Source organism: Citrobacter sp. BIDMC107 (assembly GCF_001037575.1).
Classification (GTDB): domain Bacteria; phylum Pseudomonadota; class Gammaproteobacteria; order Enterobacterales; family Enterobacteriaceae; genus Citrobacter; species Citrobacter freundii.
Map to the genome: position 1 here is coordinate 173,534 of NZ_KQ089849.1, position 12,985 is coordinate 186,518.

Annotated in this window: 10 protein-coding genes; 4 read left to right on the top strand and 6 right to left on the bottom strand. The window is 53.1% G+C overall.

Features of this window, described 5'->3' with window-relative positions; translation table 11 throughout:
* Positions 1-30: 30 nt before the first annotated feature.
* Positions 31-978: an aminoimidazole riboside kinase gene (locus SK39_RS21730; protein WP_003844025.1), complete on the bottom strand. Its 948-nt coding sequence runs from the start codon at positions 976-978 to the stop codon at positions 31-33.
* 30 nt (positions 979-1,008) lie between these two features.
* Positions 1,009-2,445 carry a glycoside hydrolase family 32 protein gene (locus tag SK39_RS21735; protein WP_032935439.1) on the bottom strand — a complete coding sequence of 479 codons (1,437 nt, stop codon included), beginning with the start codon at positions 2,443-2,445 and terminating at the stop codon, positions 1,009-1,011.
* A gap of 173 nt (positions 2,446-2,618) precedes the next feature.
* On the opposite strand from SK39_RS21735, the gene SK39_RS21740 reads away from it, so the two are divergent.
* Entirely contained in the window at positions 2,619-3,614 is a 996-nt protein-coding gene (locus tag SK39_RS21740; RefSeq protein WP_048217487.1) for a LacI family DNA-binding transcriptional regulator, read from the top strand.
* A 200-nt stretch (positions 3,615-3,814) separates the two neighbouring features.
* Here the strand turns inward: SK39_RS21740 and ychF are convergent, their stop codons facing one another.
* Both ychF and pth read right to left on the bottom strand, forming a co-directional pair.
* Entirely contained in the window at positions 3,815-4,909 is a 1,095-nt protein-coding gene (gene ychF, locus SK39_RS21745) for a redox-regulated ATPase YchF (protein WP_003020818.1), read from the bottom strand.
* Positions 4,910-5,024: 115 nt separating this feature from the next.
* Positions 5,025-5,609: an aminoacyl-tRNA hydrolase gene (gene pth / locus SK39_RS21750; protein WP_003020814.1), complete on the bottom strand. Its 585-nt coding sequence runs from the start codon at positions 5,607-5,609 to the stop codon at positions 5,025-5,027.
* A gap of 274 nt (positions 5,610-5,883) precedes the next feature.
* On the opposite strand from pth, the gene ychH reads away from it, so the two are divergent.
* The gene (ychH, locus tag SK39_RS21755) at positions 5,884-6,165 is read left to right on the top strand and encodes a stress-induced protein YchH (protein ID WP_003020810.1); all 282 of its coding nucleotides are present in this window, start codon (positions 5,884-5,886) and stop codon (positions 6,163-6,165) included.
* Between the two features lie 114 nt (positions 6,166-6,279).
* On the opposite strand, the gene lysC is transcribed toward ychH, so the two are convergent.
* The gene (lysC, locus tag SK39_RS21760) at positions 6,280-7,641 is read right to left on the bottom strand and encodes a lysine-sensitive aspartokinase 3 (protein WP_048217488.1); all 1,362 of its coding nucleotides are present in this window, start codon (positions 7,639-7,641) and stop codon (positions 6,280-6,282) included.
* Between the two features lie 608 nt (positions 7,642-8,249).
* Between lysC and SK39_RS21765 the strand changes: the two genes are divergently transcribed.
* Together SK39_RS21765 and SK39_RS21770 are read left to right on the top strand one after the other, a co-directional pair.
* The gene (locus tag SK39_RS21765; protein ID WP_048217489.1) at positions 8,250-9,635 is read left to right on the top strand and encodes a diaminobutyrate--2-oxoglutarate transaminase; all 1,386 of its coding nucleotides are present in this window, start codon (positions 8,250-8,252) and stop codon (positions 9,633-9,635) included.
* A 15-nt stretch (positions 9,636-9,650) separates the two neighbouring features.
* On the top strand, positions 9,651-11,114 hold the full coding sequence (locus tag SK39_RS21770; RefSeq protein WP_048217490.1) for a pyridoxal phosphate-dependent decarboxylase family protein: 1,464 nt from the start codon (positions 9,651-9,653) through the stop codon (positions 11,112-11,114).
* Between the two features lie 120 nt (positions 11,115-11,234).
* On the opposite strand, the gene dauA is transcribed toward SK39_RS21770, so the two are convergent.
* Complete coding sequence (gene dauA / locus SK39_RS21775) at positions 11,235-12,917, bottom strand: C4-dicarboxylic acid transporter DauA (protein ID WP_071701111.1); 1,683 nt, start codon at positions 12,915-12,917, stop codon at positions 11,235-11,237.
* Positions 12,918-12,985 lie beyond the last annotated feature (68 nt).

Below are 12,985 nucleotides of genomic sequence, written 5' to 3' on the forward strand. Positions count from 1 at the left end.
TTTCTGATACGACGTAACGAGTGCGCTTTATTACGAGGTAATCGTTCTCCGTAGCGACGGTTGCGACTGAATAAAGCTGCTCAGGTGTTGGCTGTCGGGAAACGCGCTTAGCGCGCCACGCCGGGTGGTCGCCAGAGCACCACAAGCGCTGGCCTGCTCGATAAGCGGAAGTAGCGTTGACGTCGATGTGGGCCAGCCTTCTCCGGCGAGTGCCGCCAGCAGCCCGGCCATAAAGGCATCACCGGCGCCGGTGGTATCGATGCTGTCGACGTGATAGCCGCTTAAAGTCAGCCTATGGTTTTGCCAGAAAGCGATTGCGCCATCGGCGCCGCGGGTGATGATTTTCAGGCGTGCGGGAAAATCAGCCAGGCGTTCGCAGGCGCTACTAAGACAGTCAGTTTGTGTTAGCCATAGCAGCTCTTCTTCCGACATCTTCAGAATGTCGCTCTGCCGGGCAAACTCGCTGACAAGGTCAAACATCTGCATCTCGTTGCTCCACATCTGCGGACGCAGATTAATGTCAAAGCTCAGCGTACCGCCGGCCTGTCGCAATGCGGCCATTGCCTGAGTGAGGGTGGCGCGGCACTCAGGGGCAACCAGCGCCAGCGAGCAGAAGTGCAGAATATCGGCACCAAAGTCGGGCAGACTCGCCGGGCTGAGAAATTGATCGGCAGACGGATTAACTAAAAACTCAAACTGCCGCTCACCGTTGGGAGCCAGTGAAACCAGTACGGTACTGGTGTGCTGTTGTGCATCAAACTCCAGACTTCCTGTATCCACCTGCGCTGTTACCAGCGTCTGATGCAGAAAGCGGCCAAAAGTGTCATTGCCCACACGGCCGATAAAGCCGCTGTCATGGCCGAGGCGGGCGACGCCGATGGCCACATTGAAGGGCGCGCCTCCCGCACAGGCTTCAAACTGCATATTGTCGCGCGGTAGCAAATCCACCACGGCATCTCCGAGCGTCCAGATTGTCATTATTTTTCCCCAAAGCAATGAGACGGGTGGTTAATTGGCGGCGAGCGGCCAGGCATGCCCGTTATTAAAAATGGCATGTCCGTTCTGGCTAAATAAGGTCAGTTGGCGATCGTCCGGTTCAGGATAAATACGACTGCTAAGGGTGTACTCGCCGTGATTAACAAAGACTTCTACCGACGAACTATCGATAAATAGACGTAGGTCCAGCACATCATTGGCGGGCAGCGGTACGCTACGGCAGCCCGACAGGCCGTGTTGCGGATAGCGGCGTTCCAGCACCAGACGCTGTGCCTGGGTATCGACGAAGACGCGTAGCCCGTCACCCAGCGCGATGCCATACTGTTCAGCATGGCTGCGGGCGATATCGAGGCTCAGTTCGACTTCGAGAGCATGCGCCTGTTCTTCTACCATCAGGGTGCGATTGTTCAGGTCACTGACCGGCCAGACATGAAGCTGACCGCGTAATGTCTCCAGCTCTTTGACCGGGTTCATGCGCAGCCGCAGATCTGCATCGAGCGTCACTTCCCGGGGAAGAGTAAGCATGCCCGCCCAGCCGTCGGCCTGTTCTGGCATCGGCGACTCCCACATGGACAGCCAACCGATCACCACGCGGCGACCGTCCGGAGTGATAAATGACTGAGGGGCGTAAAAATCATGCCCGTGATCCATCTCCTGGAAGGGTTGGGTAACGTGGAACTGATGGTTATCCTGCCATTCGCCGACCATATAGCCGCTCTGGAACAGGTTACGGTAATCGTATCCGTCCGCGGCGATGCCCTGCGGCGAGAACATGAAGACGAGCTTATCGTTCAGTGGGAAGAGGTCAGGGCACTCCCACATGTAGCCCATGCCGTCATCGGCCCTGCCGAGCGTGCTGGCAAACTGCCAGTGCTGTAGATCCTGCGAGTGATAGAGCTGCACTTCGCCCACGTCATCGACCCGGGCACCCACCACCATGTACCAGTTGTCTCCCTCTTGCCAGACTTTCGGATCGCGAAAATGGTGTACGCCTCGCGGGGTATCCAGAATCATGCCCTGGCGTTCAAAGTGAATCCCGTCGGTGCTGGTGGCCAGGCACTGTACCTGATACAGGTTTTCCTCTTTCGCCTCGCCGTCAAACTTGTGTCCGGTGTAGATAAGGGCCAGCTTATTGCCTTCAACCACCGCTGAACCGGAAAAACAGCCGTCTTTATCTTCCGGCCCTTCAGGTGCCAGTGCGATGGGTAAGTGCTCCCAGTTCACCATATCGCGGCTGCGCGCATGGCCCCAGTGCATTGGTCCCCAGACCGGCTGCCACGGATAGTGCTGATAGAACGCATGGTAGTAACCATCAAACCAGGACAGGCCGTTAGGGTCATTCATCCAGCCAGCCGGAGGGGCGAGGTGATAGCGTGGATACCAGCGCGGGTTTACAAGGTCTTTCTGCTGGTTTAAGGCTTCGTTGGCTTTGGAAAGTAGTGATGTCATTTGCTGGTCCCTGTAAGTGAATTGAGCAAAAGATAACGTTAACATTCTCGGTTTTCTCGCGAATTTGATGGTAATATCGATGTTAATCACAAAAGTTAACGTTAACATTTTGCGAGTGTTATCAAGATCGCATTTTCAGACCCGGCAGGATGAACGCCGTCAAAGGAGAGGGTATGGCATCTTTAAAGGATGTGGCGCAACGGGCTAACGTCTCGTTAATGACCGTATCGCGAGCGATTAACGAACCCGAACGACTGCGGCCAGAAACCTATAAAAAGGTGATGGAAGCGGTAGATGCGCTGGGGTATGTCTCCGATCTCTCAGCGAAAAAAATTCGTGGCGCGAAAACCACGGCTAACACTATCGGGGTGTTAGCGCTGGACACCATGACCACGCCATTTTCCGTGGAGATAACGCTTTCTATCGAAGAGACCGCGCGGGCGCACGGTTGGAATAGCTTTGTGGTGAATATGTTCAGCAATGACCAGCCAGAGAAAATGGTGGATCTGCTGCTGGCGCATCGCCCTGACGGCATTATCTACACCGCGATGGGGCTGCGTCAGGTTCCCGTGCCGGAAAAGCTGCATAAGTATCGTTGCGTGCTGGCGAACTGCGAAAGCATCAGTGGCCCTTTTCCCACCTATATTCCTGATGATGAGCAAGGGCAATACCTTGGCGTGAAAGCGCTGTTGGCCGCAGGCTACCGTCGGCTGCTGTGCATCCACCTGCCAAAAGGGATTGTGGCCACCGATCGCCGCCGGGCGGGAATGGTGCGCGCCTGTCGTGAAGCGGGCGTCGACCCTGATGCCATGTTCCACCACTATCTTCCGGCGGGCGAGAGTCACCATATTGATGCGGCGGAGATTGCCGGGCATTACCTGAGTGGCACGCGTCCGATGTTTGATGCGGTGGTATGCGGTAACGACCGCGTGGCTTTTGTTATCTACCAGGTCTTGCTGGGGCGAGGGCTGCGCATTCCGCAGGATGTTGCCGTACTGGGCTATGACAACATGGTAGGCACCGGCGAGCTGTTTTTGCCGCCGCTATCCACAGTACAGCTGCCGCATTATGAAATTGGCCGTCTCAGTGCACTGCATCTTATCCAGGGGCTCGATCACCGCGATACCGTGCGGGTAGACAGCCCCTGGCTTCCACGCGCCTCAATATGAGTACGTTCACGTGGCAACTGCTGCTTTGCCAAAATAGCTCAGCCTTTTTGGTCATCGTGTTTGGTGCCAACTTTCAGATGCACCACAGCGGGAACCTCTGAGATGCTATAAAATAAAAAATCCACGCAATTGCGTGGATTTTATGGGGTTTCCCATTTTTCATGCGATTCACTGAGATCGCATGAGACAATAGAAACGGCTTAGACGTTGAACAGGAAGTTCATGATATCGCCATCTTTGACGATATAGTCCTTACCTTCGGCACGCATTTTCCCAGCTTCTTTCGCACCTTGCTCACCTTTATAGGTGATGAAATCTTCAAACGCGATGGTTTGTGCGCGGATAAAGCCTTTCTCGAAGTCGGTATGGATTTTACCTGCGGCCTGCGGAGCCGTGGCGCCGACAGGAATGGTCCATGCACGGACTTCTTTCACGCCAGCGGTGAAGTAGGTCTGCAGGTTCAGCAATTCGTAACCAGCACGGATAACGCGGTTCAGGCCCGGCTCTTCCAGACCCATTTCAGCCATGAATTCTTCACGGTCAGCATCATCGAGTTCTGCGATGTCAGCTTCAACGGCAGCGCAAACGGCAACCACAACAGAACCTTCGGCTGCCGCGATTTCGCGCACTTTGTCGAGGTACGGGTTGTTCTCAAAACCGTCTTCGTTGACGTTAGCGATATACATGGTTGGCTTCAGGGTCAGGAAGCTCAGGTATTTGATGGCCGCTTTGTCTTCGTCAGTCAGCGTTTTCAGCGCGCGCAGCATGCCGGCGTTTTCCAGCTGTGGCAGGCATTTTTCCAGCGCAGCCAGTTCCGCTTTAGCGTCTTTGTCACCGCCTTTGGCCTTCTTCTGCACACGATGGATAGCACGCTCACAGGTATCCAGGTCAGACAGCGCCAGTTCGGTATTGATAACCTCGATGTCGTCAGCCGGATCCACTTTGTTATTAACGTGGATGATGTTGTCGTTTTCAAAGCAACGCACCACGTGGCCGATAGCTTCGGTTTCACGGATGTTGGTAAGGAATTGGTTACCCAGACCTTCACCTTTGGACGCGCCTTTTACCAGACCGGCAATGTCGACGAATTCCATCGTTGTAGGCAGGATACGCTGTGGTTTGACGATTTCGGCCAGCTGATCCAGACGCGGATCGGGCATCGGGACAACACCCGTGTTCGGCTCGATAGTACAGAACGGGAAGTTTGCCGCTTCAATACCCGCTTTTGTGAGCGCGTTGAACAGGGTGGATTTGCCTACGTTTGGCAAACCGACGATACCGCATTTGAATCCCATGTTTAAATCACCTTAATCTTTTGATATTCAACCTATTATGGAAAACAGATTGTAGAAATGTAAATAACTTTGCCTATTATACACAGCACGCGAGAAAAATGCCGCACATCACTGCTTATTGCGCTTTAAAGGTGTGTAACCGGCTCGTAGCTTTGGTCAGGCCATCTTTGAACAAAATCTCGGTACAACGTGCCGCTTCGTCAATCGCTTCATCAATTAACTTCTGTTCTGAAACAGGCGGTTTGCCTAAAACAAATCCGACAACTTTGTTTTTATCGCCCGGATGGCCAATTCCAACGCGTAAACGATGAAAGTTGGGGTTATTACCTAATTTGCTAATGATGTCTTTCAGGCCATTATGTCCGCCATGACCTCCGCCAAGCTTAAATTTGGCGACGCCAGGAGGCAGGTCTAATTCATCGTGCGCGACCAAAATTTCATCGGGGTTGATACGATAAAAACTGGCCATCGCACCGACGGCCTTGCCGCTAAGATTCATAAATGTGGTCGGTACCAGCAGACGGACATCTTCACCTTCAAGCGTTACTCGGGAGGTGTAACCGAAGAATTTCGGCTCATCGCGCAGGGGGGCGCGTAATCTCTCTGCCAGTAGATCGACATACCATGCGCCTGCGTTGTGTCGCGTTGCCGCATACTCTGCGCCGGGGTTCGCCAGGCCGACAATCAATTTAATCGCCACGTGTTTTGTCCTGAGTGTTTCGATAAACGACGTGTAGTTTACTGTCTGATGGTGCGCTTGACAAAAAACTGCGTGCTTATCGCCAAAAGCTGAATAATTGCACAAATGGACTATTAGAAAATGAGTATGTTCAGTGGCTTATTTGTAAAGTTTTGTTGCATGAGTGTTTGTAATTGTGATCGCTCCCGCACTTGCGAACGGCAGTGTTGTCTATACTTTACACATAAGGATTAGGGGTATTCCCTGTAACAACCCAAAGTTCCGGAGGTGACACATGAAACGCAAAAACGCTTCGCTACTCGGTAACGTGCTCATGGCTTTAGGGTTGGTGGTAATGGTTGTGGGTGTGGGTTATTCAATTTTAAACCAGTTGCCGCAATTTAATCTGCCGCAGTTTTTCGCACATGGTGCGGTGCTCAGTATTTTTGTTGGCGGTATTCTCTGGTTAGCAGGTGCCAGAGTGGGTGGACACGAACAAATCAGTGACCGTTACTGGTGGGTACGTCATTATGACAAACGCTGTCGTCGTGGTGACACCAATCACCGTCATAACTAAATCCTCCCTCTGTTGAGAGGGTGGTGGTCAGAATGAAGAGCCTCGGTTATAAAACCAGGGCTCTGCTTGTTTATGATCATTGCTTAAACTGGATGCGACAGAATAAGAGAAGAATTATTCGAATAACCGGTAATGTAATGCTCTAATCGTGCTATCTGCATCGTCAGCCGGTAACAGGATGCACAGGTTGTCGTTCGATGCTCCATGGCAAATCATTCGTATCGTATGCTCTTCAAGCCAGGCAAAAACGTCTTTGCAAACTCCCGCAGCCTGTGTGAGTTGATTCCCCACCAAAGTGACCAACGCCAGCCCGGTTTCCACTTCCACGCGACAGTGGGAGGATAATGCGGTAAACAATGCGGTGGTCAGCACATGGTCTTCACCTGAGGTTGCATGAGTGGCGTCCAGCGCCAGCGCAATACTATTCTCTGAGGTTGTAACCAAATCCACCGTGACAGCGTGGCGAGCTAAAATGGCGAAGGACTGCGCCAGGAAAGAGCAGGAAGGTTGCTTCTCCAGACTGTGTAACCGTAACAGCGTCTGTTTACGACGCACGGCGAGCGCACGATAGCGAGGTGGATTATCGGTGGTGTTGTGCACCAACGTACCTCCGGCGGCAGTATCCTTACTTGAGCCAACAAAGACCGGAATGCTTTTACGCATTGCCGGGAGTAGCGTAGCCGGGTGGAGGACCTTCGCACCGTAGGCGGCCATATCGCTGGCCTCGGAAAATGAGATATGGTCGATTCGTTTGGCCCGCGGCGCAATGCGTGGGTCGGTGGTGTAGATCCCTGCGACGTCGGTCCAGATGTCAACGCGTGTGGCGTGAAGCGCCTCACCGAGAAGCGTAGCCGTGTAATCACTACCGCCGCGTCCAAGCGTTGTGGTGTGTCCTGCGGCATCACGCCCGATAAATCCCTGAGTCACCATAATCGCTTGCTCAAGACGAGGGCGCAGGTGAGTCTCCACCTGGTGGTGCAGTGTGCCAAGCTCGGGTTCGGCGCAGCCGAAGTTCGCGTTAGTACGCATCACGCTGCGGGCGTCAAACCACCCGGCCTCGGCCTGCCGTTCACGTAAGACTTCAGTAAACAGTAGTGAGGACATCAGCTCGCCATGGCTGACTAATTCATCGCTTAACGCATCAGACGGTGAAACCATCGCCGTTTGTGCAAGACGCTGTATGTTGTTGAGAAGATTATCGATTTCCGTGCTGATAACGGAAGGCTGCTTCAGGCGGGAAATAATTTTGTATTGGATGGCGCGTAAAGTCTCAAGCTTATCTAATTGTTGATGCGTTTCCAGACCTTCAGAAAGCTCGACCAGTAAGTTTGTCACGCCTGCTGAAGCAGACAAAACGACTAAACGGACATCTTGATCAGCAAGGACAATGCTGGCGCTTCGGTTCATCGCATCAAAATCAGCGACGCTGGTGCCGCCAAATTTGGCAACGACGGATGGTGGATAAATGTGAGTCATAACAATCTCATATCAGGGCGCCATAAAAGTATGGCTAGAAAATTTTCATTCTCGGCATAAGGGAACAAAGTTCGCCTTACGAAATGTCCGCCCGCGAACATTTCTGCTGACAACCCAGGGTATACCTGTTGTCGATAACGAGTGTCGCCTGTACGCGTTACCGGGTGCTGCGCATTAATTTTATTTACAAAGCCTGCAAATAAGCGCGCCATACTAAGTGATTTATATTAAGGGATCGACTTTTTTATTCGGTTTATAGGCAAATAAGTGAAAAATCATGTCGTAACAAGAAAGTGCCTACATTATTAATGGTAAAAACGTGTAAAAAAATAATAAAAACATGAAAATCTCATGGTTTTTATTACATTGTCTGCGTTGCAATTAGCGACAACATTGTTAATTAAATAGCTATATTTCTTTAGGATTTAGTAATGGCGGATGGTCTTTGTGCTTTGATTTTTAAGGGGAAAGTTGTTATTTCTGATGCAAGGAAATAAATGATTGAGTCCTAAGCTAAAACAACATATATTAGCCGCGCTTTTTTACAGGTAATCCTTATAACCATTTATTCAATCAGGCGTTAATCTACACCTGGTTGTAGGAGTGATATGATGACGGATAAAGTCCGTATTGATACTTTAAGTGCTAATTCATTACCACAGAGCAATGATACCTTTTTAGCAAGACAGGCTGAGTTTGAATCTAATGTCCGCAGCTATCCACGTAAACTGCCATTAGCAATCGCTAAAGCGCAGGGCGTCTGGATTACTGATGTAGAAAATAATCAATATCTTGATTGCCTGGCAGGTGCCGGAACCCTGGCGCTTGGTCATAACCATCCTGAAGTGCTGCAGAGCATTCAAAGTGTCATCACAAGCGGCTTACCGTTACATACGCTTGACCTTACCACGCCGTTAAAAGATGAATTCTCATCATATTTACTTTCTTTATTACCGGGCCAGGGCAAAGAATATTGCCTGCAGTTCACCGGTCCGTCCGGCGCAGATGCCGTTGAAGCGGCGCTGAAGCTGGCGAAGAAAGTTACTGGTCGTTCCAGCATCATCAGTTTCTCCGGTGGCTACCACGGGATGACACACGGCGCGCTGTCCGTGACCGGTAACCTGTCGCCGAAAGAAGCGGTCAGCAATATGATGGCGGAAGTGCAGTTTATGCCGTATCCACATCAGTACCGTTGCCCGCTGGGTATCGGCGGCGAGGCTGGCGTTAAAGCATTAACCTATTACTTCGAAAACCTGATCAACGACGTTGAAAGCGGCGTGCGTAAACCTGCGGCCGTGATCCTTGAAGCCGTGCAGGGCGAAGGCGGCGTGAACCCGGCTCCGGTCGAATGGCTGCAACGCATTCGTAAAGTGACTCAGGAACACGGCATTCTGCTGATCATCGATGAAGTTCAGGCTGGCTTTGCACGTACCGGTAAACTGTTCGCCTTCGAACACGCCGGTATTGAACCTGATATCATCGTGATGTCCAAAGCGGTTGGCGGCGGTCTGCCACTGGCGGTACTGGGCATTAAAAAGCAATTCGATGCGTGGGCTCCGGGCCACCACACTGGCACTTTCCGCGGCAACCAACTGGCGATGGCGACCGGTCTGACAACGCTGAAGATCCTCAAAGACGACAAGATTGCCGATAAAGTTGCCGCCCAGGGCGAATGGCTGAAAGGCAAACTGACTGACCTGCAGAAACGCTACCCGGTTATCGGTCAGGTGCGTGGTCTGGGCCTGATGATCGGCCTGGAAATCGTGAAGCCGAACGAAGCGCAGGATCATATGGGTTGCTACCCGGCTGATGGCGAGCTGTCTGCGTTGCTGCAGAAGAAATGCTTCGAAAACGGGCTGATTCTGGAGCGTGGTGGCCGCAACGGCTGCGTGCTGCGTCTGCTGCCGTCTCTGCTGATCACCAACGCTGAGCTGGAAATTTTCCTCGATAAATTCGAAAACGCCCTGCTGGGCGCTGGCGTGAAGCCGGTTTAAACGGAGTTGGATCGAATGTCAGACGTAAACCCGATTCTGTCCGGCTCGGCGCAAAGCATCGCCGCCTATCAGGACGCTATCGAGCAGAGTACGCAAGCGGTCGTTGAATGGTTGAAGCAGCCTGAGATGTATCAGGGCAAAACCGTTGAGCAACTGCGTGAACGTATCAACCTGAATTTTACGTCTCAGGGCCTGGGCAACCAGGCCGCTATTGAGCGTGCGGTTGAATACTTTCTCAAAGACAGCCTGTTGGTTCACCATGCTCAGTGCGTGGCGCACCTGCACTGCCCAAGTCTGGTGATTAGCCAGGCGGCGGAAGTGCTGATCAACGCCACTAACCAGAGTATGGACTCCTGGGACCAAAGCCCGTCGGCCACGATCATTGAGATCAAACTGATCGAATGGCTACGTGAGCAGGTGGGTTATGCGGCAGGCGATGCGGGCGTATTCACCAGCGGCGGCACCCAGAGTAACCTGATGGGCCTGATGCTGGCGCGCGACGCCTTCTTTGCTCGCCAGGGACATTCCATTCAGCAAGATGGTCTGACCGGTGATCTGAGCAAAATTAAAGTGTTCTGCTCTGAAAGCGCGCACTTCTCCGTGCAGAAGAACATGGCGCTAATGGGGCTGGGCTACCGCTCCGTCACCCAGGTGAAGACCGATGCGTTTTCACGCATGGATCTGGCTGACCTGAAAGACAAGCTGGCCCAGGCGAAAGCCAACGGCGAGCAGGTGATGGTCATTGTCGCGACGGCTGGCACGACAGATGCGGGCGCCATCGATCCGTTAGCGGATATTGCGGCGCTGGCGGCAGAACATCAGATCTGGATGCACGTGGATGCGGCATGGGGCGGGGCGTTACTGCTTTCTGAGCAGTATCGTCACTTCCTCAACGGCCTTGAGCTGGCAGATTCCGTGACGCTGGATTTCCACAAGCAGTTCTTCCAGACCATCAGCTGCGGTGCGTTCCTGTTAAAAGATGCGCGCCACTACGAGCTGATGCGTTACCAGGCGGCGTACCTGAACTCTGATTTCGATGAAGAGGCTGGCGTACCAAACCTGGTATCGAAGTCGCTGCAGACCACGCGTCGTTTCGATGCGCTGAAGCTGTGGATGGGCCTCGAAGCGCTGGGCAAAAAGCAGTATGCCGAAATCATTGATAATGGCGTAACGCTGGCGCGTGATGTTGCTGAGTTTGTCAAAACCCAGTCGCATCTTGAACTGGTGATGGAACCACAGCTGGCAAGCGTGCTGTTCCGCTTCCGTCCTGAAAGCGATGATATGGCGTTCGTTGCGCTGCTGAACCAGCGTATTGGCGACGTGCTGCTGGCTTCCGGTAGCGCCAACGTCGGCGTGACCGAAGCGGATGGCATCACCTGCCTGAAGCTGACGCTACTGAACCCGACGGTGTGCCTGGAGGATGTGAAAGTCCTGCTGGCCAGCGTTAAGGCAACGGCATTGAGCATTTTAAACGCGTAATTGCCTGGTGGCACTGCGTTTACCGGGCCTACGGGTTCGGTGCAATGTTTGGGTTTTGTGGGCCGGATAAGCGAACCTCATCCGGCAATAAAAAGGCTCCCGTTCACGGGAGCCTTTTTGCTATTTAATATCCGCTAAAGCGGCGTCTTTATTCGGGAAGAATGCCAGACGACCGGGGATCGGCTGAATACCCGCGCGCGCCATGGTGCGCAGCGGCTGAAATTCCAGGTTAGATACCCGCAGCTCGCAGCCTTCAGGCAGTTTTTTCACAAAACGCTGGAAAGCGTCCAGACCACCGGCATCCAGTACCGGGACCGCGTCCCACTTCAAGACTACGATGCGTTTACCTTCAATACGCGACTCGAGATCGGTAAATAATCCTTCCGCCGCGGCAAAGAATAGCGGGCCAATGACGCGCAACACCAGCACATCGTCCGGTACGTCTACGTTGACCGGCGCCAGACGCGTCATGCGCGCAATACGACGCATAAACAGTAGAGATGCAAGAACGATACCGACGCTGATGGCGATAACCATATCGAACAGCACCGTCAGCGACATACACATCAGCATGACGATGATGTCGTCTTTCGGCGCATGACGCAGCAAATCCACCACTTTATGCGCTTCACTCATGTTCCATGCCACCATTAGCAGCAGGGCGGCCATGGCGGAAAGCGGTAACCAGGAAAGCAGCGGTGCAAGCACCAACAGGGCTAGGATCACCAGAATCGCATGGATAACCGCTGAGATTGGCGATGTTGCACCCGCGCGGACGTTTGCCGCAGAACGGGCAATTGCCGCCGTGGCGGTGATACCGCCAAAGAACGGTGCGACGATGTTGCCCAGTCCCTGACCAATCAGCTCACTGTTAGCTTTGTGTTTGGTGCCGGTCATCCCATCGAGTACGACGGCGCACAGCAGAGATTCGATCGCCCCGAGCATTGCCATCGAGAATGCTGCCGGTAACAGCGCCTGTAACGAGCTCCAGCTCAGCGTAAAGTTTGACTCTGGCATATTCCACGGTAATACCAGTTGCGGCAGCAACTGTGGGATACCATTGCCCTGCGAGCCGTCAGCCAGAATATAGTGGAACTGAGATCCGATGGTGGCGACATGGCCGCCGGTCAGGTTCACGATACCCATTACCGCACAGCCTGCCAGGAGTGCGGGAAGGTGGCCCGGTAATCGGATACCCAAACGCGGCCAGAAAATCAGGATCCCCAGTGTCACCATGCCAATCGCGGCATCACCCACGTTGATGGTCGGCAAAGCCATAAATAGCGCGCCCACCTTCTGCAAATAGTGCTCTGGCACGTGGGTCATTTGCAGGCCGAGAAAATCTTTAATCTGCATAGTACCGATGGTGATACCGATACCTGAGGTAAAACCTAACGTCACGGAGACCGGAATATATTCGATCAAACGACCAAAGCGGGCGAGGCCGAAAAGGATCAGGAATATCCCGGACATGAGTGTGGCAACCAGCAGGCCTGCCAGCCCAAACTGTTGCGACACCGGATACAGAATCACCACGAAGGCGGCGGTTGGGCCAGATACGCTAAAGCGCGAGCCCCCGGTAAGGGCGATAACAATCCCAGCAACGGCTGAGGTATACAGACCGTACTGCGGAGCAACGCCACTGCCTATTGCCAGCGCCATCGCCAGTGGAATGGCAATGATCCCAACCGTTATCCCGGCGATCAGGTCGCGGGTGAAGCGGGAAGCAGTATATTTTTCTTTCCAACAAGCGTCGATGAGGGCGCGGAAAGGCATCACATGTGAGGAAAATAATCTGTTCACAATAATGTTTCATCCATGGGCGCATCATCTGTCAACTGAATGGCAGGTGAAGGAGGCAAAAGTCATAC

Coding starts and splice junctions, on each gene's coding strand:
- SK39_RS21730 (WP_003844025.1), bottom strand. CDS start 978: ATGACAATCTGGACGCTCGGAGATGCCGTGGTGGATTTGCTACCGCGC.
- SK39_RS21735 (WP_032935439.1), bottom strand. CDS start 2,445: ATGACATCACTACTTTCCAAAGCCAACGAAGCCTTAAACCAGCAGAAA.
- SK39_RS21740 (WP_048217487.1), top strand. CDS start 2,619: ATGGCATCTTTAAAGGATGTGGCGCAACGGGCTAACGTCTCGTTAATG.
- ychF (WP_003020818.1), bottom strand. CDS start 4,909: ATGGGATTCAAATGCGGTATCGTCGGTTTGCCAAACGTAGGCAAATCC.
- ychH (WP_003020810.1), top strand. CDS start 5,884: ATGAAACGCAAAAACGCTTCGCTACTCGGTAACGTGCTCATGGCTTTA.
- lysC (WP_048217488.1), bottom strand. CDS start 7,641: ATGACTCACATTTATCCACCATCCGTCGTTGCCAAATTTGGCGGCACC.
- SK39_RS21765 (WP_048217489.1), top strand. CDS start 8,250: ATGATGACGGATAAAGTCCGTATTGATACTTTAAGTGCTAATTCATTA.
- SK39_RS21770 (WP_048217490.1), top strand. CDS start 9,651: ATGTCAGACGTAAACCCGATTCTGTCCGGCTCGGCGCAAAGCATCGCC.